The sequence below is a fragment of the Kocuria sp. KD4 genome, assembly GCF_011769905.1.
GTDB lineage: Bacteria > Actinomycetota > Actinomycetes > Actinomycetales > Micrococcaceae > Kocuria > Kocuria marina.
Window position 1 is genome coordinate 881,121 of record NZ_CP050449.1, and the last position, 26,291, is coordinate 907,411.

Below are 26,291 nucleotides of genomic sequence, written 5' to 3' on the forward strand. Positions count from 1 at the left end.
GGAGGCCTATCCGTAGACGGTTTCCCCGTCGCCGGACTCCTTGGAGAGCTTCCGGGTCAGGAACAGCCCCTCGAGGGCGAGTTCGACGGCGGTCGCGCGGTACCCGGGCCCCTCACCGCCCACGCGTTCGGCCAACCGGTCGTAGAGCTCGGAGTCCTCGAGGGCGGGCAGGGCGTCGAGGAACTCCTGGGCGCCCACGCGTTCGCCGGTCGTGATGGTGCGCTGACCGTCGAACGCGGCGACCAGGGGAGAGAGATCCAAGCCACGGAAGTGTTCCCGCACGGCCTGGGCGGTCGCGGTACGCAACAAGTGCTCCAGGATGTCGTCCTCGCGGCCTTCCTCACCGGATTCGAACTCGACCTTCCCGCCGAGTACGGCCACCGCGGTGTCCACGTCCACCAGCCGGGCCACGGCGGGGTCACCGGGGCGCACCGTGGCGCGGTGCCGGGCGGCGGCCGCCACGGTTTCAGCTCCCGCGATCGCGAAGCGCGCGGAGACACCCGAGGACTGGTTCACCGCGCTGGATTCACGCAGTTGTCGTGTGAACCGGGCCAGGATCTCCAGGATGATGTCGGGGACCTCGGCGGTGAGTTCGGCCTCCTGGCGGATCACGGCCATCTCGTCCTCGAGTTCGAGCGGGTAGTGGGTGCGGATCTCCGCCCCGAAGCGGTCCTTGAGCGGGGTGATGATCCGGCCGCGGTTGGTGTAGTCCTCCGGGTTGGCGGAGGCCACGACCATGACGTCCAGCGGCAAGCGCAGCACATAGCCGCGGATCTGGATGTCCCGCTCCTCCATGACGTTGAGCAGGGCCACCTGGATGCGCTCGGCCAGGTCAGGTAGTTCGTTGAGCGCCACGATCCCGCGGTTCGCGCGCGGGATCAGCCCGTAGTGGATGGTTTCGGGGTCCCCGAGCCGCCGCCCCTCCGCGACCCGCATGGGGTCCACGTCCCCGATCAGGTCCGCGACGGACGTGTCCGGGGTGGACAGCTTCTCCACGTAACGCTCGTCGCGATGGCGCCACGTGATCGGTAGGTCGTCACCCTCCGCGGCGATCCGCGCGGTGGACTCGGCGGTGAGCGGTTCGTAGGGGTGTTCGTTGAGTTCGGAGCCCGCGATCACGGGCGTCCACTCGTCCAACAGCCGTGGCAGGGTGCGCAGCAAGCGGGTCTTGCCCTGGCCGCGTTCACCCAGCAGCGCGACGTCGTGCCCCGCGATCAGCGCGCGCTCGAACTGGGGGATCACGGTGCGCTCGAAGCCGTGCAGTCCCTGCCACGGGTTCTCCCCCGCGGCGAGCGCCGCGAGCAAGTTGTCGCGGATCTCCCGGCGCAGGGATTTCAGCTCATGACCCGACGCGCGCAGGTCACCCAGGGTGCGGATGTCAGGTTGGGCGTTCACGCGCGTCACGCTACGCCCGGCAGGCGGCGGCGTCGAGCCCCCGGGGCGGTTCGGTGACGCCGTGTGACGGGCGGGGAGCCGTGCGGGGCGGGGCCCGTGACGCGGGGGCGGGTGCGTTCTAGGCTGACGAAGCATGAGCGACTCCCGCGGATCGACCACCGTCCTGCTCGTGCGTCACGGCCGCACCCCCACGACGGGTGAGCTATTGCCGGGGCGTTCCCCGGCACTGCACCTGTCCGAGCAGGGGTGGGAGCAGGCGCGCGCCGCGGCCGAGCGGATTGCGGAACTGCCCGTGAGCGCGCTGTACAGCTCGCCGCTCGAACGCGCGCGGGAGACCGCCCAGCCGAGTGCCGAGCTGCTGGGTCTGCCCGTCCGCGAGGACCCCGCGCTCCTGGAGCTCGACGTGGGGCAATGGACGGGGCGCGCGCTCAACGACCTCAACCGGTTGCCCGAGTGGCGCACCGTGCAGCACAACCCCTCCGCGTTCCGGTTCCCGGACGGGGAGAGCTTCCCCGAGATGCAGCAGCGCATGGTCGATGCCGTGCAGCGCCTGTGCACGTTCCACCCCGGTGGGACCGTGGTGTGCTTCTCCCACGCGGACCCCATTCGCGGGTTGCTGGCCCACGCGATGGGCACGCCCCTGGACAACTTCCAGCGGCTCAGCGTGGGGCCGTGCTCGATCTCGGTGCTGTCCTATCCCGCGGCGCCCGACGGTGCGGATGAGCCCTCCGGCGACGACACGAATCCCGTGGTGCTCACGGTCAACTCCACGCGGGATTCCTTGCGGGAGCTGGTGGCGTCGTGACGGGCCGGTCCGGCGCGACCCGGAGCGGGCGCGGGGGCGGCGGGACGGCGTCGTCGTGAGAGCGGCGTCGTGAGGGCCGAACGAGCGGACGAGCTGCTGCGCACGGGGGAGATCACACTGCTCGGGCAGCTCGCGCGCAGCAGCAATGAGACGTTCCTCGTGGAGGTGCGCGCGCTGGCGTCGCAATCGGTCACCGGCACCGACGGCGACGCTCGTGCCGGCGAGGTCCCCGACCCCGCCGCCGCGGCCTGCTCGGCACTCGCGACCGGCGACAACGCCGCTCCGGCCGACGCACCCGTCCCGGCGCCCGACCCCGACCACGCCGCCCACGACGGCGCGTCGTTCGGTCCGCCGGATTCGGACACGGCATGCTGGGCCATCTACAAACCCGAGCTCGGGGAGCGGCCCCTGCACGACTTCCCGCCGGGTCTGTACCGCCGGGAGCGTGCCGCGTACCTGCTCAGCGAGGCGCTCGGATGGGGGATCGTCCCGCTCACCGTGATCCGGGACGACGCCCCGTTCGGGACCGGATCGCTGCAGTTGTTCGTGGCCGCGGACCCCCGGGAGCACTACTTCACGATCGTGGAGGACCACCCGGACACCCATACGGCGCTGCGCACCATGGCCGCGTTCGACGTGATCACCAATAACACGGACCGCAAGTCCGGCCACGTCCTGCGCGGACCGGACGGGTGGATCTGGGGGATCGACCACGGCCTGTGCTTCGCCGCGGCGTTCAAGCTGCGCACCGTGATCTGGGAGTTCGCGCACGACCCGCTGCCCCCGGAACTCGTGTCGGACATCGCGGCGCTCGCCGAGAACGGCGCACCGCCGGAGGTGGCCGAGCTGTTGACGACCGAGGAGACAGGGGCGCTGCGTCGTCGTGCCCGTGCGCTCGCGCTGCTGGGCAGGCTCCCGGAGGACCGCTCCGGCATGCGCTACCCGTGGCCGCTCGTCTGAGCCGCCCCGGAGCGGTCCGCTGCGCGTGAAGCGGCCGGGGGTCCGGTGGAGGCGCGGGGCCGCCGCACCGTAGTCTGACCGTGCGCGTGACAGCGCGCTCGTCGAGAACCTGGCAAGGAGCAACCCATGACGCAGCCCATCCCGGACCCCAACCCGCTCGACAACCCCGAGGCCTCGGACGACACGTTCCGCGAGGACGAACTGATCGGCACCACCGGTGACGAGGACTCCGCGTGGGAGGAGGACGACGCCCAGTGGGGTGCCGACGAGGATCCCCTGACCCACCCCGAGGAAGCCGACGTGGAGCAGGTGGCGCAGGAGGAGACGATCCCCGAGCTCGATACCACCTCCGAGACCCAGGACCCTGAGGTCGAGGCCCTCGTGCAGGACCCGCAGGCCGACCGCGAGGTCAACCGCTCGTTGCGGGACGGCGCGGACCAGACCGTGGACCCCATGGACGAGCGCTGACGCGACACGCCGTCGCAGACCACCGACGACCCGTGGCGTCCGGGTGGCCCGTGTGGCCCCCGGTCGTCGCGGGTCGTCGCCGTGCGGGCCGAATCCCGGCGTGACCCGGACCGATGCCGCCGCGAGGGCCGCGCGGGTCGTCGCCGTCGCGACACACCTGACACCTGGACGCGCGCGGTAAACGGTCTATTCTTGAGGTATGTCCCGATTCAGCCCGCTCGAGTGGCCGGTCATCCGCCAGCTCCGGACCGGGGATCACACCGGCCGCAGTTCCGCGGTGCAATCACAGCGCACGCGTGAGATCACGCCGCGCACCAGCAGCGCGGACCGCGTGGTGCAGAGCGTGTGCCCGTACTGCGCGGTGGGGTGTGGCCAGAAGGTCTACGTCAAGGACGAGCGCGTGGTCCAGATCGAGGGTGATCCGGATTCCCCGATCTCCCGCGGTCGGTTGTGCCCCAAGGGGTCGGCGAGCGAGCAGCTCGTGAACTCCCCGGGCCGTCAGACCCAGGTGCTCTACCGCGCCCCGGGTGCCGCCGAGTGGCAGCCCCTGGACCGGGATACCGCGATCGACATGATCGCCGATCGTTTCCTGGAAGCCCGACGCCGCGGTTGGCAGGACACCGACGAGCAGGGCCGTCCGCTGCGCCGCACCATGGGCATCGCGTCCCTGGGCGGGGCCACGCTGGACAACGAAGAGAACTACCTGATCAAGAAGCTGTTCACCGCAGCGGGTGCCGTACAGATCGAGAACCAAGCCAGGATTTGACACTCCGCCACGGTTCCCAGTCTGGGAACCTCGTACGGCCGCGGCGGCGCCACCCAGTCGCTGCAGGACATGGCGAACGCCGACTGCATCGTGATCCAGGGATCCAACATGGCCGAGTGCCACCCCGTGGGATTCCAGTGGGTCTCCGAGGCGAAGGCGCGCGGCGCCAAGATCATCCACGTGGATCCGCGTTTCACGCGCACCTCTGCGGTCGCGGACAAGCACGTCCCCATCCGGGCGGGCTCGGACATCGCCCTGCTCGGTGCGCTGATCAACTACGTTCTCACGCACGACCTGTGGTTCCACGACTACGTGGTGTCCTACACGAACGCCGCCACGATCATCAACGAGGACTTCGAGGACACCGAGGACCTCGGCGGGATCTTCTCGGGCTACGACGTCGAGAAGGGCGCGTACGACCTCTCGTCGTGGGCCTACGACGACGAGGACGACGACGCCGGTGACGGCACCGACAAGCACGAACAGGGCGACGAGGAACGCGAGGAAGCCGGCGGCGACAAGTTCGGCAGCGGCGGCGCGCCCACGGGTGCGTCCGAACCGCGCTGCGACGAGACCCTGCAGGACCCCCGCACGGTCTTCCAGATCCTGAAGCGCCACTTCTCGCGCTACACGCCGGAGAAGGTCGAGGAGGTGTGCGGAATCTCCGCCGCGGACTTCGAGTACCTGGCCCGTGCCGTGACCGAGAACTCGGGACGCGAGCGCACCACGTGCTTCGCGTACGCCGTGGGGTGGACCCACCACACGCTGGGCGCGCAGTTCATCCGCACGGCCGCGATCCTGCAGTTGCTGCTCGGCAACGTGGGTCGTCCCGGCGGGGGCGTCATGGCACTGCGCGGGCACGCGTCCATCCAGGGCTCCACGGACATCCCCACGCTGTTCAACCTGCTGCCGGGTTACCTGCCCATGCCCTCGGTCGAGTCCGATTCGCTCACCGAGTACCTGGGCACGATCGGGTCCAAGACGCAGAAAGGCTACTGGGCTGACGCGGACGCCTACACCGTGAACCTGCTCAAGGCATGGTGGGGGGACGCCGCGCGCGACGACAACGACTGGGCGTACCACTACATGCCGCGGATCAACGGTCCGCACGGGACGTACCAGACCCTCATGGCCATGCTCGAGGACAAGGTGGACGGGTACTTCCTGCTGGGGCAGAACCCCGCGGTGGGATCGTCCAACGGCCGCATGCAGCGCACCGCCATGTCCCACCTCAAGTGGCTCGTGGTGCGCGATCTGAACATGATCGAATCCGCCACGTGGTGGAAGGACGGACCCGAGATCGAGTCCGGCGAGCTGAAGACGGAGGACATCCAGACCGAGGTGTTCTTCATGCCCGCGGCCACCCACGTGGAGAAGTCGGGATCGTTCACACAGACCCAGCGTCTCGTGCAATGGCGCCACCAGGCGGTCTCCCCGCCGGGTGACGCGCAGAGCGAGCTGGACTTCTTCTACGACCTGGGCCGGCGACTGCGCACCCGGTTGGCGGAGTCCACGGATCCCCGGGACCGGCCCCTGCTGGACCTCACGTGGGACTACCCGCTGACCGAGGAAGGTGAGCCGGATCCCGAGAGCGTGCTCGCGGAGATCAACGGCCGGTTCGAGACCGGCCCCGATGCGGGCAAGCCGCTGTCCTCCTACACCCAGATGAAGGCGGACGGCAGCACGTCCGGCGGGTGCTGGATCTACACCGGGATCTACGCGGACGGCGTGAACCACGCCGCGGACCGGGTTCCCGGGCGCGAGCAGGACGAGATCGCCTCCAAGTGGGCGTGGGCCTGGCCCGCGAACCGACGGATCCTCTACAACCGCGCCTCGGCGGACCCCCAGGGCAAGCCGTGGAGCGAGCGGAAGAAGCTCGTGTGGTGGGACGAGGAGTCCGGGCGCTGGACCGGCAAGGACGTGCCCGACTTCCCGGTGGACAAAGATCCCGGCGCGCGGCCTGACCCGGAGCTCGGTGGCGCGGCCTCGCTGCACGGCGACGACCCGTTCATCATGCAGGCGGACGGCAAGGGGTGGCTGTACGCCCCCAAGGGTCTCGTGGACGGGCCCATGCCCACCCACTACGAGCCCCAGGAGTCGCCGGTGGCCAATGCGCTGTACTCGCAGCAGCAGAACCCGGCCCGCGTGATGTTCCCCCGCAAGGACAACCTCTCCGCACCGAGTGCGGGCGCGCCCGGCAGCGAGGTCTACCCGTACGTGTTCACCACGTACCGGCTGACCGAGCACCACACCGCCGGTGGCATGAGCCGCTGGTTGCCGTACCTGTCCGAACTGCAGCCCGAGGCGTTCTGCGAGATCTCCCCGGAGCTCGCCGAACAGCAAGGGTTGGAGCCCTTTGGATGGGCCACGATCATCTCGCCGCGCTCGGCCATCGAGGTCAAGGTCCTGGTGACCGACCGGATGACGCCGCTGCGGGTGGGCGGGCAGACCGTGCACCAGATCGGGCTGCCCTATCACTGGGCCGTGGGCAAGGACGCCGTGGTCAGCGGTGACGCCGCCAACGACCTGTTGGGGATCACCCTGGACCCGAACGTCCAGATCCAGAACTTCAAGACGGGTTCGTGCGACATCCGCCCCGGCCGCCGGCCGCGCGGTGCCGAACGCATCGCGCTCATCGAGGAGTACCAGGAGCGGGCCGGGCTCACCGTCCGGACCGGCAACGAGCGGATCACCGATCCGCAGCGGGAACTGAACGAGGATCCGAAGCGTCCCCACGGCGAGGGCCAGTCCGCGGGGCGTTCCACGGCCCGAGGAGCCGGCACCGCGGTGCGGGAACGGGAAGAGGACGAGTGAGCACGGATCGGATGACACCCACTGACAGGTTCGCGGACGACTCCCACTGGGATCATCCGCACGAGCGCCGCGGGTTCTTCACGGACACCTCCATCTGCATCGGGTGCAAGGCGTGCGAGGTCGCGTGCAAGGAGTGGAACCGCAACCCCGCGGACTCCGACTACGAGCTGCTGGGTTCCTCGTACGACAACACGGGCGGCCTGGGCGCGGACACGTGGCGGCACGTGGCATTCATCGAGCAGTCGCGGGACCGCATCGAGCAGGCCCGGGAATCCGGGCGGGCGCTCGTGGACCTGGGGATGCCCCGCGTGGGTCCGCCCGCGGCGTCGTCGTCGGCTGAACCCGCGTCCGGTGGCTGCGGGTGCTCGTCCGGGGGAGGGGGGTGCGGGAGCGCGGCCACGACCGGCGGCGCATCCACCGCGCAGGACGGCGACTCCCCGGTCCTGGACACCCCGGACTTCCGGTGGCTCATGTCCTCGGACGTGTGCAAGCACTGCACCCACGCCGGGTGTTTGGACGTGTGCCCCACGGGCGCGTTGTTGCGCACCGAGTACGGCACCGTGGTGGTCCAGGAGGACATCTGCAACGGCTGCGGTACGTGCGTGGCCGGCTGTCCGTTCGGCGTGATCGAGCGCCGCGACGACGGTCTCGTGGAGCCCAAGACCCAGCGCGGTGCGGCACCCATGCCGGACACTGTGAAGGTCCCCCAGGACGGGATCGCCCAGAAGTGCACGCTGTGCTACGACCGTATGAAGGACGACCAGACCCCGGCGTGCGCGCAGGCGTGCCCCACCACGTCCATCAAGTACGGCGAGCGCGAGACCATGCTCGAGTCGGCCCAGAAGCGCGTCGCCCAGTTGCACGAGCAGGGCAAGACCGAGGCGCGGCTCTACGGCGCCAACCCCAAGGACGGCGTGGGCGGAACCGGGTCCATCTTCCTGCTGCTCGACGAGCCCGAGGTGTACGGCCTGCCGCCGGATCCCCGCGTCCCCACGGCGGACCTGCCGCGCATGTTCAAGCGTGCGGGCATGGCCATGGTGGGCATGCTGGCGCTCGGCGCGGTCGCGTTCACGGCGGGTGATCGCTCATGAGCATTTCCCCGTACGACGCCTACCGTCCGCCGCAGGAGCCGCGCGGCAAACGACGCCGCAAGAACCGCACCCCGGGCGGGGGAGCCTTCCGCCGCGGTGGCGGTGACGGTTCCCGCGAAGTGCCCGTGGTGCCGGAGCCCGAGTTCACGTCCTACTACGGCCGCCCGATCGTCAAGGCCCCGCCGTGGGACTCCAAGATCGCGTCCTACCTCTTCCTGGGCGGTCTCGCGGGTGGTTCCGCGCTGCTGTCCCTGGGCGGCTACCTCACGGACCGGCCCGCACTGCGTCGCAACGGTCGCCTGGGTGCACTGGGAGCGGCGAGCCTCGGGACCGTGGCGCTCGTCGCGGACCTCGGGCGCCCCGAACGGTTCCTGCACATGATGCGCACGGTCAAGCCCACCTCGCCCATGAGCCTGGGTTCGTGGTTGCTTGCGGGTTTCGCGACCAACGCGGGCGTGGCCGCCGCGATCGAGGTGGACCGGATGACGGATGAACGCCTCCCGCTCGGCCCCCTGCGCCCGGTGCTGCACGCGCTCGAGCTGCCCACGAGCGTGGCCTCCGGCGTTCTCGGAGCGCCGCTCGCGGCCTACACCGCCGTGCTGCTCGGGGACACCGCAGTGCCCACATGGCACGAGATGCACGCGCACCTGCCGTTCGTGTTCGTCAGCTCGGCGTCCTTGGCGTCCGGGGGCTTTGCGCTCGTGACCACGCCCGTGGCGGAGACCGGTCCCGCGCGGTTCTTCGCGGTGGCCGGGGTCGCGGGGGAGCTCGCGGCCATGCACGTCATGAAGGGCGCCATGGACCCCGTCTCCGTGGAGCCGCTCGAACAGGGCAAGCCCGGTGCGTGGCTCACGTGGAGCGAACGGCTCTCGGTCATCGGTGGCGCGGGCGTTCTGCTTGGCGGACGACGCCGCTGGGTCGCCGCAGCCTCGGGGCTCGCCCTCATGACGTCCTCCGCGCTCACGCGCTGGGGTGTGTTCTGGGCCGGCAAGGAATCCGTGAAGGACCCCCGGTACACCGTGATCCCGCAGCGCAACCGGCTCGAGAAGCGCCGCGCCGCCGGGATCATCGACGATTCGATCACGACCGCCGGTTGAGTCTGCCGTGGCGGGGGGCTGCCCCGCTCACGTGCGAACACATGCCCGGGACGACCGCGCAGGCCGTCTCGCAACCGGTCGGATGAACGGTTCGCGCAATGGGTTGAGTTGAACGACGCGCTCAGCGCACGGTGATGAGCGCGTCGCCGTCGGCGGGAACCTCGGTGGTCTCCCCGATCACGGGATAGCCGGGGACCTCCCCGACCACGAGCAGTCCGCCCGAGGTCTGGGCATCCGCGAGCAGGAGCAGCTGGTCCTCCGTGATTCCCGATCCCGCGGACAGGAACGGGCGCACCCAGTCCAGGTTGCGGCGGGTACCACCCGAGACGAAACCGTCCCGCAGGGCGTCCGCGGCGCCGTCGACGAGCGGAACCGCGGAGGCGTCGAGCGTGGCGGCCACCCCGGAGGCCCGGCACATCTTGTACAGGTGGCCCAGCAGACCGAAACCGGTCACGTCCGTGGCCGCACGCACCCCGGCCGCAAGGGCTGAGCGAGACGCATCCTTATTGAGCGCGGTCATGGTCTCGATCGCGGCGGGGAACACCTCGCCCGTGGTCTTGTGCCGGTTATTGAGTAGTCCCACCCCGATCGGCTTGGTCAGGGTGATGGGCAGACCAGGCCGGGCGGCGTCGTTGCGCATGAGGCGTTCGGGATCTGCGGTACCGGTGACCGCCATGCCGTACGTGGGTTCGGGGGAGTCGATCGAGTGCCCACCGATCACGGGGCAGCCCGCGAGCGCGGCCACGTCCAGGCCGCCCTGCAGCACCTCGGACATTAGGCTCATGGGCAGCAGTTCACGGGGCCAGCCCACGAGGTTGATCGCGACCACGGGGGCGCCGCCCATCGCGTAGATGTCGGACAGTGCGTTCGCCGCGGCGATCCGGCCCCAGTCGCGGGCGTCGTCCACCACGGGGGTGAAGAAGTCGGCGGTCGAGAGCACCGCGAGGTCGGGGCGCACGAGGACGGCCGCGGCGTCGTCGCCGTCGTCCAGGCCCACGAGGACGTCCGGGGAGTCCTGACCCGTGAGTCCCTTGACGGCGTCCTCGAGCTCGCCCGGCGGGATCTTGCAGGCGCAGCCACCGCCGTGGGCGTAGCTCGTGAGACGGCCGATCCCGGTCCCGGACGGGTGCGAGGTCGTGGACGGGCGGGCGGCTTCGGGAGTCATGCGTCCAGTCTAGGAGTGGGGACGGACAGGCTACTGAGTTACGACGACCGAGGGCGTCCGAGTGCGGTGATACATTCGCTCCCGGAGGCGTACGTGTCCTGGTGGGCGCCCCGGTCTTCAAAACCGGTGAGACCGAGCAGCTCGGTCTGGCGGGTTCGATTCCCGTCCGCCTCCGCCACTTTTTGAGCACTCGCCCGCCACAGATCCCGAGGAGTTGCCGTGAGTGCAGCGGATCCCCGCAGCCGCATCCCCCGCACCGACCGGTTGCTCGCGGATCCTCGGATCGGGTCCGCGGGAGCCGGGCTGGGGGCCGCGGCGGTGCGGGCCGCGATCACGGCCGCGCAGGCCCGGGCACGCGCGGGGGAGATCGCACCCGAGGACGTCGCGAGCGCCGTCGTCACCGAGCTCTCGGTGCGCGGCGCGTCTTCATTGACCCCGGTGCTCAACGCCACGGGCGTGGTCGTGCACACCAACCTGGGCCGCGCTCCGCTCTCCGATGCCGCCCGCCAGGCCCTGCAGGACGCCTCCGGCTACGTGGACGTGGAACTGGACCTGACCACCGGGCAGCGCTCCGGCCGGGGTGTCGCCGCGCGGCAGGCACTGCTCGACGCGTGCCCCGCCGCCGAGGATGTGCTGATCGTCAACAACGGTGCCGCGGCGTTGGTCCTCGCCACGACCGCGCTGGCCGCTGGGCGCGAGGTCCTGATCAGCCGGGGCGAATTCGTGGAGATCGGTGCCGGGTTCCGCTTGTCCGACCTCATGGAATCCACGGGTGCGCGGCTGCGCGAGGTGGGGACCACCAACCGCACGCACCACGCCGACTACCGGGACGCCATGGGTCCGGAGACCGGGTGCATCCTCAAGGTCCACCCCAGCAACTTCCGGGTGGACGGCTTCACGTCCTCGGTGCCGCTCGGGGAGCTGCGGGCGCTCGCGGAGGAGCACGGGGTGCCGCTCGTGGTGGACGTGGGTAGCGGCCTGCTCACGCCGGATCCCGCGCTGCCCCACGAGCCGAGTCTGTCGGAAGCGCTCGAGGCCGGCGCGGACGCCGTGATCGCGAGCGGGGACAAGCTGCTCGGCGGGCCCCAGGCGGGTCTGTTGCTCGGGCGCACCGAGACGATCCGCCGCCTTGCGCGCTTCCCGCTGGCCCGGGCCGTGCGCGCGGACAAACTGACCCTCGCCGCCCTCGAGGCCACCCTGCGGGGCGGTCCCACCCCCGTCGCGAGCGCCCTGCACGCGGACCCGCAGCGCGTGCGTGAGCGCGCGGAGGCCCTGGCCGCCGCGGTGGGGGCCGACGTCGTGGAGCACGATGGTCGCGTGGGTGGGGGTGGTGCCCCCGGTGTCCCGCTGCCCGGCTGGGCCGTGCGGCTCCCGGAGGCCGCCGCGCGCCCGTTGCGTCTCGGCACGCCAGCCGTGCTGCCGCGCGTGCACGACGGCGCGTGCCTCGTGGACCCCCGCTGCGTCCCCGAGGAGCGGGACGCCGACCTGCTCGCCGCCGTGCGCGCGGCGCTCGCGGAGGTGGGCTGATGTATGTCGTGGCCACGGCCGGTCACGTGGACCACGGCAAGTCCACCCTGGTCCGAGCACTCACGGGGATCGAACCGGACCGGTGGGACGAGGAGAAGCGACGCGGGCTCACGATCGACCTCGGGTTCGCGTGGACCGAGCTGCCCTCGGGGAGGCATGTGGCGTTCGTGGACGTCCCCGGGCACGAGCGGTTCCTGGGCAACATGCTTGCCGGTGTGGGCCCGGCTCCGGTGGTGTGCTTCGTGGTGGCCGCGGACGAGGGCTGGCAGGCCCAGTCCCGCGACCACCGGGATGCGGTCGCTGCTCTCGGGATCGAGTACGGGATGATCGTGGTGACTAAGGCGGATCGGGCTCCGGAGCGGGTGGCCGACGTCGTGGCGCGGGCGCGCGCGGAGCTCGCCCACACGGGTCTCGCGGACGCTCCCGCCGTGGCCGTCTCGGCGCGGGAGGGAACCGGACTCGACGAGTTCCGGGACACGCTGGACGCGGTGCTCTCCCGCGTGCCCGGCCCGGACCCGGACGCCAGGATCCGGTTGTGGATCGACCGGGCCTTCACGATTTCCGGTGCCGGGACCGTGATCACCGGGACCCTGACCGCCGGGACCCTGCACACGGGTGACCGGTTGACCCTGCGCGGTCGAACGGGAAAGCAAGAGGTCGCCGTGCGCTCGATCCAGAGTCAGAATGATTCCGTGGCGCGGATCGGACCCACCCACCGCGTGGCCGTGAACCTGCGGGGCACGAGCAAGGACGCGATCCACCGTGGGGACGTGCTCGTGACCCCGGACGCGTGGCCGAGCGCGGGCGTCATCGAGGTCCGCCGTGAGCGGGGTGCTCCGTTCGACGAACTGCCCGCCGAGATCGTGGTGCACGCGGGAACCGCCGGCGTGGGCGCTCGGTTGCGACCGCTCGATGCCGATCACGCCCGATTGCAGCTGGACCACGAGATGACCCTCGTGCCGGGGGACCGGCTCGTGCTGCGCAGTCCCGGGGCGCAGGTCGCGGTCGGGGGTGCACGTGTGCTCGACGTCGACCCGCCCACCTTGGACCGGCGCGGTGCGGCCGCCCGGGAGACCGCTCGGCTCGGGGGCATCGCCGACCACGGCGACCCCGTGGCGGAAACCGTCAAGTACGGGGCGGTGAGCACCGAGCGGTTGCGGCTGCTGGGGTTCGCGGCGGACGAGACGCCCTCCGGCGACGTCGTCGTAGCGGACGGATGGTGGATCCACGTGCCCCGGCTCACGGAGTGGGCCACGCAGTTGCGAGCGGCGGTCGAGGCCGCGCACGAGCGCGACCCCCTGGCCCCGGGACTGACCCGAGGCGCGGCCCGCACAGCGCTCGGCGAACCCGGCGGACGGCTCCTGGACATGCTCGTGGCCCGGGCGCAGCTCACGGAGCAGGACGGATACATCACGGTCCCCGGTCGCGGCGGCGGACTCGGTGCCGCGGAGGCCGCGATCACCGCGCTCGAGAAGCGCTTGCGTGCGGATCCGTTCGCGGCACCGGAGGCGTACGAACTGCAGGAGTTGCGCCTCGGCCCGCGAGAATTGGCGGCGGCGCAGCGGCTCGGTCGGGTGCTGCGGTTACCCGGCGACGTCGTCCTGTTGCCCACCGCGCCCGCGCTCGCGATGCGCGAGCTCGCGCGGCTGCCCCAGCCCTTCACCACGAGCCAGGCGCGGCAGGCGTGGGGCACCACGCGCCGGGTGGCCGTACCGCTGCTCGAACACCTGGACGCCAAGGGCTGGACGCGGCGCGAGGACGGGAGCAACCGCAGCATCGTGCGGTGACCACCCGCTGCGGATCGGTACGAGCGGTGGGACCTTGCGCGCCGTGAGCGAAACATGCTCGCGGGGAGGCGGAGCGGGGGCTAGCGTCGACACCACGACATCCGGTGATCCGGCGCGAGACCCAGCGAAGGAGCAGTCATGACCGAAACCCCCGCACAGGACCCCCAGGGCGGACAGCCCCCGCTCGAGAACGGCACCCCGGACGGTGCCCTGCCCGACCAGGCCGCCAACGGCGTTCCGCAGGGAGAGACCAATGGCGCGCCCCAGGGCGAGACCATCGGTGCGACCGGTGACGCTCAGGACTCGTCCCTCGAGAAGGACCCCTCGACCTGGGTCAGCGGCGATGAGCCCATGACCGCGTCCCAGAAGTCCTACCTGGACACCCTCGCCAAGCAGGCCGGGGAGGAACTGCCCGCGGATCTCACCAAGGCGGAGGCGTCCCAGCACATCGAACGGCTCAAGGGCTCGCAGAACTGATCCGTCCTCATCCGGGACGTCCCGGATCCACCGCCCCGTACCCGGCATCCACGCCGCGTGCGGGGCGGTGTCCGCTTTGGGCCGCGGTGGGCGCGCACAGTAGATTGGGCCCGTGCCCCAGGACCAGAAACCCCTCGTGAAGACCACGCTCGTGGGAGACGGCGAGCATCGCGTCGTGTTCCTGCACGGACTGTTCGGGCGGGGCAAGAACTTCACGAATATCGCCAAGGGATTGCGGCCGGAGTTTTGTAGTCTGCTCGTGGACCTGCCCAACCACGGTGAGTCCGCCTGGACCGAGAGCTTCGGCTACGCAGCCATGGCGGATACCGTGGCCGCCGAGCTGCGTGAGTCCTTCGCCGCGGACGGTCCCGTGGACGTCGTGGGCCACTCGATGGGCGGCAAGGTCGCCATGATCCTGGCCCTGCGTCACCCGGAACTCGTGCGCCGGCTCGTGGTCGTGGACATCTCCCCGGTGGGTGCGCAGGAGTCCGGTGCCGGGCGGGGCGACTTCGAGCACCTGCTGGGCGCCCTGCAGCGCCTGGACCTGAGCGACGTCAGCCACCGCTCCCAGGCGGACGCCGCGCTGCGCCCCGAGATCCCCGAGGACCACGTGCGCGGTTTCCTCCTCCAGAACCTGCGCCACCGGGACGGCGGCTTCGGGTGGCAGCCCAACCTGGGCCTGCTCCATGCCGAGCTCGGCGCCATCGGGGACTGGCCCGCGGACGACGTCGCAGGGCGCACCTTCATGGGGCCCGTGCTGTGGATCGCGGGGGAGCGTTCCGACTACGTCCAGGACAGCGACGTCCCCGCGATGCGCGCGCTCTTCCCGCGCACGGTGCGGACCACGGTGCGCGGTGCGAGCCACTGGGTGCACGCGGACCGCCCGGACGAGGTCATCTCCGCGCTGCGCACGTTCCTGCTCACCGACCGCTGATCCCGCGCGGTCCGTAGGGTTGAAACTCCACGACCAAAAGAGCACCCCGGATGCACTCCGACCTCGGCCGCTGTGTCTTCGTGACCTTGAGCGGGGTGTTCTGCATCGTCGGGACACTCGTGGGCGTCGGAGTGATCGGGACCTCCGTGGCGAACACCGCCCGCGGAGCCCTGGACACGGACGCAACTCTGATCGCTCCCGCGGGCACCGCGTTCTCCATCTGGTCCGTGATCTACGTGGGCCTGTTCCCCTACACCGTGCGGCAATGGCTGTGGAGCGTCGCAACGAACGCGCGGGAGCGCCGGATCGGCTGGCTCGCCGGGGTGTCCATAGTGCTCAACGCCGCATGGCTGCGTGCTCCTCACCGCCGTCTCCGCCCGGCTCCTGGGTCCGCGTTTCACCGTGGCCGCGGCCGTGGTGTGGGCGCTCGTGTGGATCGGGGTGGCCCGCACCTCCAGTGGACCCGCGTCCCAGGTGGTGGGAACCGCGGCGTTCGTCCTCGCGGCCGTGACCTTGGTGATCTGGATCATGGCCCTGGTCCGGGGTCGCAACCGGGGCACCCGGGCACTCGACACCCGCGCGGGACGCGAGCGCAGCGGCGTCGTCGCGAGCTGACCCGGTACCGCGCGGTACCGCGTAGCGTGGACGCCGTGAATCCCACGACCTCACCGACGGCCCGGGAGAGCGGTGGTTCGTCCGCGCAGGGCGTGCTGCTCGTGGTCGCCGCGGCGTTCGTCACGCAGACGGGCGCGGCGATCGCCGTGAGCCTGTTCGACCACGTGGGCGCCACGGGTGCCGTGTTCCTGCGACTGGTCATTGCCGCGGTGGTGCTGTGCGCCGTCGTACGACCTTCCCCGGCGGGGCTCACGCGGCACACGATCGGGGTCGTGCTCGCCTTCGGGGTGGCCCTCGGTGGGATGAACCTGCTGATCTACCAGGCCATTGCGCGATTGCCGCTCGGGATCGCGGTGACCATCGAACTGCTCGGACCGCTCGCGCTGTCCGTGGTGCTGTCCCGGAAGTGGAGCGGGGTGCTGTGGGCCGCCCTGGCGCTCGCGGGCGTCGTGCTGCTGAGCGGTGTGGGCCCGGGCTCAGGGGTCCCCGACCTCGCGGGTGTGTTCTTCGCCATGGCTGCGGCCGCGATGTGGGCCGTGTACATCCTGATGTCCCGGCAGGCGGGGCGCAGTTTCCCGGGGACCCAGGGGCTCGCATGGGCCATGGTGATGGGCGCGGTGCTCGCGGCGCCCTTCGGGATCGCGAGCGGTGGAGCGGCGCTGCTCGAGCCGCACGTGTTGCTCGTGGGGCTCGCGGTGGCGCTGCTGTCCTCGGCGCTGCCCTACGCCCTCGAACTCGCGGCACTGCGTCGGTTGGCCGCCGAGACGTTCTCGATCCTGGTGAGCCTGGCACCGGCCGTCGCCGCTCTGGTGGGCTGGGTGATCCTGGGGCAGGTGCTGGGCCCTGCGGAGATCATCGGGATGGGCCTGGTGATCCTCGCCGGTGCGGCGGCCGTGTGCACGGGGCGTCTGCCATCCACGGGGCCGACGCCGCCGGGGACGTGACGCGCACTGGTTCCGACCCGGCCCGCTCCCGCCGTTCCGGGCTGCGTCGTCGGCGGGGTGGGTTCCCGCAGCGCTGCCTGCTCCGCGTCGTCGAAGGAGCATGTTCCCGCCGCGCTGTCGGCTTCGCTGGAGGCGTGGTCAAGCCGCGCCCCCCGACTCGACGGAGGGACGTTCTGCTCCGAGTGCGCCAGCTGTGCTCCGGCATCCATCCGGGCCGTCGGTGCTGCGGCCTAGCATGATCCACCATGGGATTCTCACGCGCCGAACTCGACTCCTACCGGGATCGCACTGTCCCGGATCTGCTGCCCCAGCCGTTGCGGCTGTTGTTCGTGGGAATCAACCCGGGGCTGTGGACCGCCGCGACCGGTGCGCACTTCGCCCGGCCGGGTAACCGGTTCTACCCGGCGCTGCACCGCGCGGGGATCACCCCGACCCTGATCAACGCCGCCGACGGCTACGTCCCGGAGGAGCTGGCGCAACTGACCGACCGGGGGATCGGGATCAGCAACGTGTGTCCCCGGGCCACTGCGCGGGCGGATGAGCTCACCGCGGAGGAGTTCCACGAGGGGGCACAGCGGCTGGACCGACTGGTCCGCGCGGAGCATCCCGCCGTGGTTGCGGTGCTCGGCATCACCGCGTACCGCGCGGCCTTTGACCGCCCCAAGGCCGTCACGGGTCGGCAGGATTCACCGTGGCCGGGCACCGAACTGTTCGTGGCACCCAACCCCAGCGGTCTCAACGCCCACAGCTCCCTGGACGACCTCGCGCGGATCTACGGTGACATCGCCCGCGCCGCGGGCATCGCCGTCGACTCGGAGGACACCCCTCGAAGCGTTGAACCTCGGGATGTCAAACACCCTTGACATCGAGTGTCAAGCACGCTTGACTGTAGCCATCGACATTCGGAACGGTATCCCCGCTCCAATCGGGTGAAGGGATCGCAATCATGACCACTCGAACAGAGCGCCGGATGAAGGCGCCCCCGTCCGCCTATGTCACCATGCTCATCACCGGTGCGCTCGCCGCGGCGGCACTGGGTGGCGTGGCCGCATGGTTCTCCGACGAGAACCGGCTCATGGCGTTCGTCATCTTCGCGGTGTGCACCGCCGGGCCCATATTCGCCCTGTCCTGGTTCGAGTTCGTCTCCCGATACACGGTGAAGTCCGATCCCCACGCGGAGGACAACGTGGAGGGCCAGTGGTACGAGAAGGCGGCCTCAGGCGCCTTCCACGACTTCCTGGTGGTGGCCGGGCTGGGCTGCGTCGTCCTGGCCCTCACGCAATTCGAGATCGCGGGATCGACCCTCCTGGTGCTGTTGCTCGTGTTCGTCATGGCTGATGCCGCCATCCGCTACGCGGTACTCAACAGGCGAGGGGCCTAGTGGACAACCGGATCGCGGAGCGGAGGGGAGACCGGTCGTGGTCGCAGGCCCACCTCGCACAATTGCTGGGCGTCTCCCGCCAGACCGTGATCTCGATCGAGCGCGGCCGGTTCGACCCCAGCCTCCCGTTGGCGTTCCGGCTCGCCGCCGTGTTCGAATGTCGGATCGAGGACCTGTTCACGCCCGACGCCGTCGAGTGACCCGTGTTCCCGAGCCACCCGGTTCAGGCGGCACGACCCCTATCCGGCGGGAACACCCGCAGCCCGGCGCGGGAATCACTCGTGACGGGCTCGCCCCGCGCGAAGTCCGCCCACACGCGACGCAAGCGAGCGCCGTCAGCGAGAACGTCCGCCCACGTGTGTCCCTCGACCATGGGGGTGCGCTCCCATGCCGGGCCAGGGAAGAGCAGGGGCAGCTCGGAGATGTGCGCCGCGGCGATCGGGCTGCGCCCCACACCCCACGAGAACTCGTAGCGTGCGCCCGTGCCACCCGAGCGGACATGGCGTTGCGCGAACCGGCGGGCACCCCGGCCGTAGAGCCGCTGGGTGAACGGGCTGATCAGGATCCGCTCCACGCCGCGGGACTTGCGGGGGTGGTTCATCCGCCGGAGTAGCGGGGGGATGCGCGCGGTGAACAGCGCGGCTTCGCGGGTCGTGTTGCCCACGAGGACCTCCACGTGTGGGGCGGCCTCGCGCCAGTGCCGGTCCAGGTCGGATTCCGGCGGCAGCGGGTCGTGGCCGTACTGCAGTCCGAACGGCATCTGGCCCTTGAGTCCGAACCGCGTGGCGGCCTTGGCCACGCGCTGTTGCATCGCGCGGATGTCGTCCAGCGACGCGTCCCGGGCGAGTGCACTCGCGGTCGCCGCCATGAGCTCGCTCATCGTGGCGCGCCCGGCCAATAGGCCGAACGGCGCGCTCTGGATGACGGCACGGCGGAACAGGCCCCGAGCGCCGTCGGCGATCATGAGGTGCGCGACCGCGTCCCCACCCGCGGACTGACCGAACGCCGTGACGTTGGCGGAGTCGCCGCCGAATGCGGCGATGTTCTCGCGCGTCCAGCGCAGGGCAGTGATCATGTCCAGCAACCCCAGGTTGGCGGGGATGTCCGCGCCGTCGCCCAGGAAACCGAGCAGCCCCAGCCGGTACGTCACGTTCACCACGATCACGCGCTGTTCGCTCACAAGCACGCGCGGGTCGTAGAACGGCGCGTCCCCCGCGCCGGATGCGTACGACCCGCCGTGGATCCACACCATCACGGGCAGCCCGGCGTCCGGCGGCGTGTTCGCAGGCACGGTCACGGAGACGCGCAAGCAGTCCTCGTCCTGGGGTAGCTCTCCGATGTTGCTGCCCACGACGTCGTCCAGGAACGGCATGGGCGGTTGCGGGCACGCGGGCGCCGGCTCGGTCGCGTGGATCTCCACCGACGACGCCGCGACCGGCCGCGGTCGCTCGAAACGCCCCGCGTTCGCGTACCGGATCCCGGTGGCCCGGTCCACCGGCCCGTCCCGCCATCCGATGATCCGCCCGCACGGTGCGTCCCACCGGGGTGCGGTGGGTGCGTCGGACGGGGGCGGGGCGGAGCGACCTGACACGGCGTGACCCGGGACGGCGGCGTCGTCGTCCTGTGGGGCGGACCCCGGATTTGCCGGAGCAGGGGGACGCTCAGTCATGCGCGCCGCGATCCATGGACAGGCTCATCCCGATGGTCCGCGGCGCGGGGTCCGCGAACCCGTGCCGCTCGTACAGCGGACGCCCGGGCTCATCCGCCATGAGGGACACGTACGCGCCCGGCGGTGCGTCGCGGTGGATGTGATCCAGCAGCGCGCGCAGGACCGCGGAGCCGATGCCCCTGCCCTGATGCGGCGGCAACACCGCCATGTCGATGACGTGGAAGTACCACCCGCCGTCCCCGATCACCCGGCCCATGCCCACGGTGTCACCGGACTCGTCGTGGATCGCGTGGATCGCCGCCCACGCGCCGCCGATCCCGGCCGCGGCCTGTTCCTCGGTCTTGCGGCTCATCCCCGCCTCACGGTGCAGCGTCAGGTAGTCCGGGATCGTGGGCGGGCCGTCCAGGACGGTGTAACCGGGCAGGGTGTCGTTCATGCTCCTATCCTGGCGCATCCGTGGACCACGGAACACCACGCCAGCGGGGTGTCCGCTGGCGCCGCGCGGTCACCGCTGCGGGGTGAGCGTGCGGGTGTAGACCGTGGTGCCGTTGGCGTTGATGAGGCGCACCGTGAACGCGCTGCCGTCCCCCGCGACGTTCACGTGTCCGAAGTACTGGTGCTCGCCCGAGCGCGGGGAGCCCATGGGTGGACCGGCCTGTTGGAAGTCCACGCGGGGGCCGAACGTGCGGTCCAGTTCGTTGGGGCCGAAGGAACCGGCGTTGATGGGCCCGGCCACGAACTCCCAGAACGGCGTGAAGTCCTTGAACGCCGCCCGCTCCGGAGAGTAGTGGTGGGCCGCGCAGTAGTGCACGTCCCCGGTGAGGAACACCACGTTCTTGATCCGGTGGTCCTTGATCGCCTTGAGCACGCGGGCCAGCTGCAGCTCACGGCCCAGTGGTGCACCGTGGTTCGCGTTGGAGATGGATTCCTGTCCCTTCCCGTCCGGGACCACCAGACCCAGGGGGAGGTCGTTGCCGATGACCTTCCACGTGGCCCGGGACCGGCACAGCTCGTGGATCAACCACCGGGTCTGTTCCTCGCCCAGGATCTCCGTCTCGTGCGACTCCAGCCCATTGGTGTTCTCGCTCTTGAACGTGCGCATGTCCAGGGCGAAGACGTCCAGATGAGGGCCCCGGGCGATCTTGCGGTGGATGCGCGCGGGCTCGAAACCGGTGCCGCGGCGCAGTGCGCGGGAGTCGGCGATGGGCATGTACTCCTGCCACGCCTGCCGACCGCGGGCGGCCAGGGTGTCCACGTCCCGGACCTGCGTGTACCGCGGGTCGTCCAGGACCTCACCGGGCCACCAGTTGTTGGTGGTCTCGTGGTCGTCCCACTGCGCGATCACGGGGACCTCCGCGTACATGGCCCGCAGGTTGGTGTCCATCATGTTGTAGCGGTGGCGGCCCCGGAACTCGGCAAGCGTCTCGGCGACCTTGGAGACCTCCTCCGTGACCTCATTGCGCCACAGCGGTTCACCCGGTACCTGGCGCGTGGGCTCCAGAGGGTTGTCCGCGTAAATCGTGTCCCCGGAGTGCAGGAAGAAATCGGGCCGCGTGGCATGCATTGCCGCATAACCGCGCATGCCTCCGATCTCCGGGTTGATGCCGTAGCCCTGACCGGCGGTGTCAGCGGTCCATACGAAGGACTGGGAAGCGCACTGACCGCGGCGGTTCGTACGCTCCGGGGCGGTCGTGAACGACCCCGTGAGTCGCTCACCCATGCGTCCGGAGTCGTCCTCGAAACGGTACGTCACGTCGAAGCGGGTTCCGGCGGGAAGCTTCCGGGCCAGGATCTTGGCCGTGTGGTCGGTCCCGGGGTGGGCCCACCCGCTCACGAGGTGCAGCTTGGTGGCGTGGCGCCCGCGCAGGACGGTGCCGTCCGCCGCGGTGGCCCGCAGGACGGCGTGCAAGCGCCCCGCGCCGGAGGATCGTGCCCACAGCACGGCGGAGTCGGAGGTGACGTCGCCACTGGCCACCCCGCTCGGGAGGGTGAGGCGCTCGACCACGAGCCCCGGCCCGCGGGAGGGCTTGTCATGGGCGAGCGCGGCGGAGGGGACGGCGGTCACGACGGCGGCCAGGGCGGCCCCGCTCATGAGCTGACGACGGTTCAAGGGGCCGTTCTGAAGAGTCATGACCTCATGATCGGCGCCGTGGGTGACCCGTGGATTGCTCCCGGGTGAATCTTCGGATCCGCTCTGACGTGCACCGATACCCCCACGGGGTGCACCACGGGCAGCCGGGGTTCCCACCCGCGGAACCGATCGACGTGCCGGTTGCCGCCCGGTGCGCCGATCGGCCCCTATGCTGGTCCCCGTTCACGCAACGGGTCGACGGGAGAACACGCAGTGAGCATCGAGGCGGCATCCGTCTTCAGCGCCGTGGATCTGCTGGGCGTGCTGACCAACGGGATCCTGGGCGGCGTCGTGGCCCGCCAATTGCGCATGGACCTCGTGGGATTCACGGTGCTCGCCATCGTCTCCGGACTGGGCGGCGGCATGCTGCGGGACACGCTGCTGCAACAGGGCTTCCCGGTGGCGCTGACCAACCCCGCCTACCTCACCTCCGCGCTCGCCGGCGCGGTGATCGCCTACCTCATGGTCTTCGGTCACCGCTGGACGATGCGCGCCCTGTTCGTGGCCGACTGTCTCTCGGTGGGGTGCTGGGCCGCCACGGGCACCGTCAAGGCCCTGGGTGCCGGGCTCGCATGGCCACCGGCCATCCTGCTGGGGGTCGTCACCGCCGTGGGCGGGGGGATGATCCGGGACATCGCCGTGGGCCGGTTGCCCGCCATCTTCGGCGGGAACACCCTCTACGCCACGAGCGCCCTGCTCTCGAGCGGCCTCATGGCACTGCTCGCGGGCCTGGGTCACGAGACCGCCGGTATGGCCGGAGCCATCGTCCTCAGCGCCGTGGTCAGCGTCGCCGCGCGCCGTTTCGGGTGGCGCCTGCCCGGCCCCGCGAACCTCGGCCCCGGTGCGCTGGCACGGTTACGCCGCAGACCCGCCACGGGCAGACACGTGCGTCGCGAGCGGGGAGGGGTGCGGCGGCGTCGTCGGGTGTGACTCCGGCGCGGACCGCGCCGACAGGTCCGAACCCGGGGCTCACCCGAACGGCGGACAACGCCGCTGCGTCCCGGTACGCGGGGAATGGTCAGTCGGCGGGGGAGACGTCCTTCGCGGGCGCCTTGTTGGTCCATGACGTGGACGCGTTGCGACCCGCCAGCAGGGAGAAGATCACGATGAGCGCTGGGGGCGCCGGCGGAAACGGACGCGGTGGACATGGTGCTCCCTAGAACGATGTGCCGGAGGTTCGGCGCCGATGGGTCATTGGCAGCTCATCAAGTCAGGCGTCCACCGCGCGGAGCACGGGACCTGTGAGCCCCACACCGCTGGGTCGGTGGCAGGTGAGGCCCCCCACGGCTGTATCCAATCCAGCGAGGGCCACGCGCACCCGCACCCCGCCCCACATCCCCCGCCTTACACCCCCGCGGCAATCCCACTGCACAACACACATGCCCCGGAACGACCGCGGGATCGGCCGGGAACGGCTTTTTCGGGGCATAGATGTTCGGTCGGAGCGGGGATCTACGCTGGAGTCATGTCCCTCCCCAAGATCGTGCTGTTCTACGTCTTCACACCCCTGCCGGATCCGGAGGCGGTGCGGTTGTGGCAGCTGAACCTGGCGCGGAGCAGCAATGTGACGGGGCGGATCATCGTCTCCGCACAGGGGATCAACGCCACGGTGGGAGGGGACATCCAGGACGTGAAACGGTACGTCCGCGGGCTGCGGGAGTATGTCCCGTTCAAGGATGCGGACGTCAAGTGGTCGGACGGCCGCGGGGACGACTTCCCCCGGTTGAGCGTCAAGGTGCGCCCCGAGCTCGTGTCCTTCCACGCCCCGGACGTCATCACGGTCACGGAGCACGGGGTCCAGGGCGGTGGCACCCACCTGACACCCCGCGAACTGCACCAGCTCGTGGACCGGGGCGGGGAAAACGTGGTGTTCTTCGATGGTCGCAACGAGCTGGAGGCGCGGATTGGGAGGTTCCGGGACGCCGTCGTCCCCGACACGGGCACCACGCGGGACTTCATCCGCGAACTCGACTCCGGGAAGTACGACCACCTCAAGGACAAGCACGTGGTGACCTACTGCACCGGGGGAGTGCGCTGCGAGGTGTTGAGCGTGCTGCTGAAGAACCGGGGATTCCGGGACGTGTACCAGCTGGACGGCGGGATCGTGCGCTACGGCGAACAGTACGGGGACCACGGACTGTGGGACGGCTCCCTCTACGTCTTCGACAAGCGTATGCACATGGAATTCTCCCCTGATGCGCGCTCGCTGGGCCGCTGCGAAGAATGCGGCACGGCGACACCCACGTTCGTGAACTGCGCGGAACCCACGTGCCGGCAGCTGTTCCTGTGCTGCGAGGACTGCACGGCCTCCGGGGCCCGGGTGTACTGTCCGGACTGTGTCCCGGCGCACGCATGAATCACAACGAACCCCGAGCAACGAGCCACGCGCGGTGCACGAAGCAGCACGCGGCAGCGCGAGACGCCGCGGGTCGTGAAGCAACTGACAGGCAGGCGGACCGGCCGGACCGCGCGAGCGGCGCCCATACCCCATCCGGTGAGCAGTCCCCGGGATCAGGAGGACCCATGGAGAATCCACAACTGACGGTCACGGATGCCGCGGTGGTCGCACTGCACACCGGCGCGGTGCGGCGGCAGCGCTGGGGCGGCAAGGCCTTCGACACCGCCGCGGACAAGGAGGCCCGCACGGACCGGGTGTTCCTGAGCGCCACGGGATTCATCGGCGACGAGCAAGGGGACATCCCGGTGCACGGCGGTCCCGAGAAGGCCGTGTGCTGCTATCCCCATGAGAACTACGACGCGTGGCGCCGCGAGGGCCGCGATCTGGGCCCCGGTGCGTTCTCCGAGAACCTCACGTTGCGCGGCGCCACGGAGGATCAGGTCCACCTGGGGGACGTGTACCGGGTGGGCACCGCGGTGGTCCAGGTGACCCAGCCCCGCACGCCGTGCGCCACGGTGTCCCGCAGGTGGCAGGACGCCCAGCTGCCCCGGGACATGGAAGACACCGGCCGCACGGGGTTCTACCTGCGGGTCCTGCGCGAAGGTCACGTGGCCGCGGGGGACACGTTCGAGTTCACGAGCCGGCCGTCGGGCGCGGTGTCCGTGAGCGATGTCGTGCGCATCATGAACGCCGGCATGGCGGACCCGGGCGCCTACCGTGCGCTGACCCGCGCCCCGGAGTTCCCACAGCGCTGGCGCCGGCAGATCCTGCGCCGGCTCGGGGAGAACACCCTGCTCTGAGCCGCGGGCCCGACGTCGCGTGCTCGCCTCGGTCATTCCCTACCTGTTCCGCTCGGGGCGGGGACGACGGCGCTCGCGACCGGCGCGGCCCGGCTCGGGCGGCCCGCCGCTCCGCACCGCACGTCACCGCATTTCCACACCCTTCCACACCCACTCGCCCCCTTGAGACAGGCACCCGCATGGCCGAGAACCCCCAGACGCTCCTGCCCCACCCGCTCACCGGGCGGCTCTTCCCGTCCCCGGTGCCGCCCGGGACCGGGTGGCCGGAGGACCCCGCGCGAGCGGACACACCCGTGGCCCACGACGCCGCCCGGGTGCGTGAGCTCGCGGCGGGGGCGAGCGACGTCGAACAGCTCAATGCCCTGTGCAGCGTGTGTCGCACGTGCGAGCGGCTCGTCGAATGGCGGGAGGACGTGGCCGAGCACAAGCGGGCGTCGTTCGCGGGGGAACCGTACTGGGGGCGCCCGGTGCCGTCCTACGGGGACCCCATGGCGCGGCTCGTGATCGTGGGTCTCGCGCCCGCGGCGAACGGGGGCAATCGGACGGGGCGGATGTTCACGGGGGATCGCGCCGGGGACTGGATCTACGCGGCGCTGTACCGCGCAGGGTTCGCGGCGAACGAGACCGTGAGCACCGCGGGGGACGGGCAGACCCTGCGCGGCGTGCGGATGATCGCCCCGGTGCGCTGCGCGCCGCCCGCCAACAAGCCCGCACCGGACGAGAAGGCGGCGTGCAGAGGTTGGTTCGAGCGGGAGATCGCGCTGCTCCCGCATCTCGAGAGCATGCTCGCGCTCGGGGGCATCGCGTGGCAGACGACCCTGGCCGCCGCGGCGCGCATGGGTTGGGACGTGCCCCGACCGCGCCCCAAGTTCGGCCACGGCGCCGTCGCCCGGTTGCGCACGCCGGAAGGCCGCACGGTGCGACTCGTGGGGTGCTACCACGTGAGCCAGCGCAACACGTTCACGGGCCTGCTCACGCGTGAGATGCTCGACGACGTCATGGCCCTCGCCGCGGCCCCCGCCTCAGGGGAGGAGGAGTCTGGCGAGGCCTGACCCCGGGAACTGCCC

General features: G+C 70.8%; 24 protein-coding genes and 1 tRNA gene. 20 read left to right on the forward strand and 5 right to left on the reverse strand.

Features of this window, described 5'->3' with window-relative positions; genetic code table 11:
* Positions 1-6: 6 nt before the first annotated feature.
* Entirely contained in the window at positions 7-1,395 is a 1,389-nt protein-coding gene (locus tag HBK84_RS04095; RefSeq protein ID WP_131332556.1) for a sigma 54-interacting transcriptional regulator, read from the reverse strand.
* Positions 1,396-1,528: 133 nt separating this feature from the next.
* On the opposite strand from HBK84_RS04095, the gene HBK84_RS04100 reads away from it, so the two are divergent.
* The 6 genes from HBK84_RS04100 (at position 1,529) to nrfD (ending at position 9,396) form a co-directional block, all read left to right on the forward strand.
* A complete protein-coding gene (locus HBK84_RS04100; RefSeq protein ID WP_167318266.1) occupies positions 1,529-2,200 on the forward strand; it encodes a histidine phosphatase family protein in 672 nt (223 codons plus the stop codon).
* A 69-nt stretch (positions 2,201-2,269) separates the two neighbouring features.
* Positions 2,270-3,160: an SCO1664 family protein gene (locus HBK84_RS04105; RefSeq protein WP_240919097.1), complete on the forward strand. Its 891-nt coding sequence runs from the start codon at positions 2,270-2,272 to the stop codon at positions 3,158-3,160.
* Between the two features lie 126 nt (positions 3,161-3,286).
* Complete coding sequence (locus HBK84_RS04110) at positions 3,287-3,628, forward strand: hypothetical protein (protein WP_035965408.1); 342 nt, start codon at positions 3,287-3,289, stop codon at positions 3,626-3,628.
* 199 nt (positions 3,629-3,827) lie between these two features.
* Positions 3,828-7,208 carry a formate dehydrogenase gene (fdh, locus tag HBK84_RS04120; RefSeq protein ID WP_231885519.1) on the forward strand — a complete coding sequence of 1,127 codons (3,381 nt, stop codon included), beginning with the start codon at positions 3,828-3,830 and terminating at the stop codon, positions 7,206-7,208.
* Positions 7,209-7,219: 11 nt separating this feature from the next.
* Positions 7,220-8,299, forward strand: coding sequence for a 4Fe-4S dicluster domain-containing protein (locus tag HBK84_RS04125; RefSeq protein ID WP_035965484.1), 1,080 nt, complete (start codon positions 7,220-7,222; stop codon positions 8,297-8,299).
* Positions 8,296-9,396, forward strand: coding sequence for an NrfD/PsrC family molybdoenzyme membrane anchor subunit (gene nrfD / locus HBK84_RS04130; RefSeq protein ID WP_064846027.1), 1,101 nt, complete (start codon positions 8,296-8,298; stop codon positions 9,394-9,396). The genes HBK84_RS04125 and nrfD overlap by 4 nt, the downstream gene beginning before the upstream one ends.
* A gap of 121 nt (positions 9,397-9,517) precedes the next feature.
* On the opposite strand, the gene selD is transcribed toward nrfD, so the two are convergent.
* Positions 9,518-10,561, reverse strand: coding sequence for a selenide, water dikinase SelD (gene selD, locus HBK84_RS04135; RefSeq protein WP_167318267.1), 1,044 nt, complete (start codon positions 10,559-10,561; stop codon positions 9,518-9,520).
* An 83-nt stretch (positions 10,562-10,644) separates the two neighbouring features.
* Between selD and HBK84_RS04140 the strand changes: the two genes are divergently transcribed.
* The 10 genes from HBK84_RS04140 (at position 10,645) to HBK84_RS04185 (ending at position 18,426) form a co-directional block, all read left to right on the forward strand.
* Positions 10,645-10,739: transfer RNA gene (locus tag HBK84_RS04140), tRNA-Sec, on the forward strand.
* A 41-nt stretch (positions 10,740-10,780) separates the two neighbouring features.
* Positions 10,781-12,088, forward strand: coding sequence for an L-seryl-tRNA(Sec) selenium transferase (selA, locus tag HBK84_RS04145; RefSeq protein WP_167318268.1), 1,308 nt, complete (start codon positions 10,781-10,783; stop codon positions 12,086-12,088).
* Positions 12,088-13,875 (forward strand): selenocysteine-specific translation elongation factor, encoded by a 1,788-nt coding sequence (selB, locus tag HBK84_RS04150; protein WP_167318269.1) that lies wholly within the window; start codon positions 12,088-12,090, stop codon positions 13,873-13,875. Before selA ends, selB begins: the two co-directional genes overlap by 1 nt.
* A 276-nt stretch (positions 13,876-14,151) precedes the next feature.
* Entirely contained in the window at positions 14,152-14,352 is a 201-nt protein-coding gene (locus tag HBK84_RS12825; protein WP_231885531.1) for a DUF3072 domain-containing protein, read from the forward strand.
* 112 nt (positions 14,353-14,464) lie between these two features.
* A complete protein-coding gene (locus HBK84_RS04160; RefSeq protein ID WP_145002544.1) occupies positions 14,465-15,286 on the forward strand; it encodes an alpha/beta fold hydrolase in 822 nt (273 codons plus the stop codon).
* 354 nt (positions 15,287-15,640) lie between these two features.
* On the forward strand, positions 15,641-15,901 hold the full coding sequence (locus tag HBK84_RS12630; RefSeq protein WP_206069192.1) for a hypothetical protein: 261 nt from the start codon (positions 15,641-15,643) through the stop codon (positions 15,899-15,901).
* A 35-nt stretch (positions 15,902-15,936) separates the two neighbouring features.
* Positions 15,937-16,845, forward strand: a complete 909-nt coding sequence (locus tag HBK84_RS04170) for a DMT family transporter (RefSeq protein WP_145002542.1) — start codon at positions 15,937-15,939, stop codon at positions 16,843-16,845.
* Positions 16,846-17,090: 245 nt separating this feature from the next.
* On the forward strand, positions 17,091-17,708 hold the full coding sequence (locus HBK84_RS04175; RefSeq protein WP_145002540.1) for a mismatch-specific DNA-glycosylase: 618 nt from the start codon (positions 17,091-17,093) through the stop codon (positions 17,706-17,708).
* An 83-nt stretch (positions 17,709-17,791) separates the two neighbouring features.
* Positions 17,792-18,226 (forward strand): hypothetical protein, encoded by a 435-nt coding sequence (locus HBK84_RS04180; protein WP_145002537.1) that lies wholly within the window; start codon positions 17,792-17,794, stop codon positions 18,224-18,226.
* Positions 18,226-18,426: a helix-turn-helix transcriptional regulator gene (locus HBK84_RS04185; RefSeq protein WP_064846036.1), complete on the forward strand. Its 201-nt coding sequence runs from the start codon at positions 18,226-18,228 to the stop codon at positions 18,424-18,426. The genes HBK84_RS04180 and HBK84_RS04185 overlap by 1 nt, the downstream gene beginning before the upstream one ends.
* Before the next feature lie 23 nt (positions 18,427-18,449).
* Here HBK84_RS04185 and HBK84_RS04190 read toward each other — a convergent pair whose 3' ends face one another.
* The 3 genes from HBK84_RS04190 to HBK84_RS04200 form a co-directional block, all read right to left on the reverse strand.
* On the reverse strand, positions 18,450-19,895 hold the full coding sequence (locus tag HBK84_RS04190; protein WP_167318270.1) for a carboxylesterase family protein: 1,446 nt from the start codon (positions 19,893-19,895) through the stop codon (positions 18,450-18,452).
* Positions 19,888-20,331 carry a GNAT family N-acetyltransferase gene (locus HBK84_RS04195; protein WP_167318271.1) on the reverse strand — a complete coding sequence of 148 codons (444 nt, stop codon included), beginning with the start codon at positions 20,329-20,331 and terminating at the stop codon, positions 19,888-19,890. Before HBK84_RS04195 ends, HBK84_RS04190 begins: the two co-directional genes overlap by 8 nt.
* Before the next feature lie 69 nt (positions 20,332-20,400).
* Positions 20,401-22,026, reverse strand: a complete 1,626-nt coding sequence (locus HBK84_RS04200; RefSeq protein WP_167318272.1) for an alkaline phosphatase — start codon at positions 22,024-22,026, stop codon at positions 20,401-20,403.
* 213 nt (positions 22,027-22,239) lie between these two features.
* Here HBK84_RS04200 and HBK84_RS04205 point away from each other — a divergent pair, with 213 nt between their 5' ends.
* From HBK84_RS04205 to HBK84_RS04220, 4 genes are all read left to right on the forward strand, one after another.
* Complete coding sequence (locus HBK84_RS04205; protein ID WP_064846039.1) at positions 22,240-22,956, forward strand: trimeric intracellular cation channel family protein; 717 nt, start codon at positions 22,240-22,242, stop codon at positions 22,954-22,956.
* A gap of 535 nt (positions 22,957-23,491) precedes the next feature.
* The gene (locus HBK84_RS04210; protein ID WP_064846040.1) at positions 23,492-24,382 is read left to right on the forward strand and encodes a rhodanese-related sulfurtransferase; all 891 of its coding nucleotides are present in this window, start codon (positions 23,492-23,494) and stop codon (positions 24,380-24,382) included.
* A gap of 167 nt (positions 24,383-24,549) precedes the next feature.
* The gene (locus tag HBK84_RS04215; RefSeq protein WP_167318273.1) at positions 24,550-25,224 is read left to right on the forward strand and encodes an MOSC domain-containing protein; all 675 of its coding nucleotides are present in this window, start codon (positions 24,550-24,552) and stop codon (positions 25,222-25,224) included.
* A 179-nt stretch (positions 25,225-25,403) separates the two neighbouring features.
* The gene (locus tag HBK84_RS04220) at positions 25,404-26,276 is read left to right on the forward strand and encodes a uracil-DNA glycosylase (protein ID WP_167318274.1); all 873 of its coding nucleotides are present in this window, start codon (positions 25,404-25,406) and stop codon (positions 26,274-26,276) included.
* Positions 26,277-26,291 lie beyond the last annotated feature (15 nt).

Coding starts and splice junctions, on each gene's coding strand:
- HBK84_RS04100 (WP_167318266.1), top strand. CDS start 1,529: ATGAGCGACTCCCGCGGATCGACCACCGTCCTGCTCGTGCGTCACGGC.
- HBK84_RS04110 (WP_035965408.1), top strand. CDS start 3,287: ATGACGCAGCCCATCCCGGACCCCAACCCGCTCGACAACCCCGAGGCC.
- HBK84_RS04125 (WP_035965484.1), top strand. CDS start 7,220: ATGACACCCACTGACAGGTTCGCGGACGACTCCCACTGGGATCATCCG.
- nrfD (WP_064846027.1), top strand. CDS start 8,296: ATGAGCATTTCCCCGTACGACGCCTACCGTCCGCCGCAGGAGCCGCGC.
- selD (WP_167318267.1), bottom strand. CDS start 10,561: ATGACTCCCGAAGCCGCCCGCCCGTCCACGACCTCGCACCCGTCCGGG.
- selB (WP_167318269.1), top strand. CDS start 12,088: ATGTATGTCGTGGCCACGGCCGGTCACGTGGACCACGGCAAGTCCACC.
- HBK84_RS04175 (WP_145002540.1), top strand. CDS start 17,091: ATGGGATTCTCACGCGCCGAACTCGACTCCTACCGGGATCGCACTGTC.
- HBK84_RS04180 (WP_145002537.1), top strand. CDS start 17,792: ATGACCACTCGAACAGAGCGCCGGATGAAGGCGCCCCCGTCCGCCTAT.
- HBK84_RS04190 (WP_167318270.1), bottom strand. CDS start 19,895: ATGACTGAGCGTCCCCCTGCTCCGGCAAATCCGGGGTCCGCCCCACAG.
- HBK84_RS04195 (WP_167318271.1), bottom strand. CDS start 20,331: ATGAACGACACCCTGCCCGGTTACACCGTCCTGGACGGCCCGCCCACG.
- HBK84_RS04200 (WP_167318272.1), bottom strand. CDS start 22,026: ATGACTCTTCAGAACGGCCCCTTGAACCGTCGTCAGCTCATGAGCGGG.
- HBK84_RS04210 (WP_064846040.1), top strand. CDS start 23,492: ATGTCCCTCCCCAAGATCGTGCTGTTCTACGTCTTCACACCCCTGCCG.
- HBK84_RS04215 (WP_167318273.1), top strand. CDS start 24,550: ATGGAGAATCCACAACTGACGGTCACGGATGCCGCGGTGGTCGCACTG.
- HBK84_RS04220 (WP_167318274.1), top strand. CDS start 25,404: ATGGCCGAGAACCCCCAGACGCTCCTGCCCCACCCGCTCACCGGGCGG.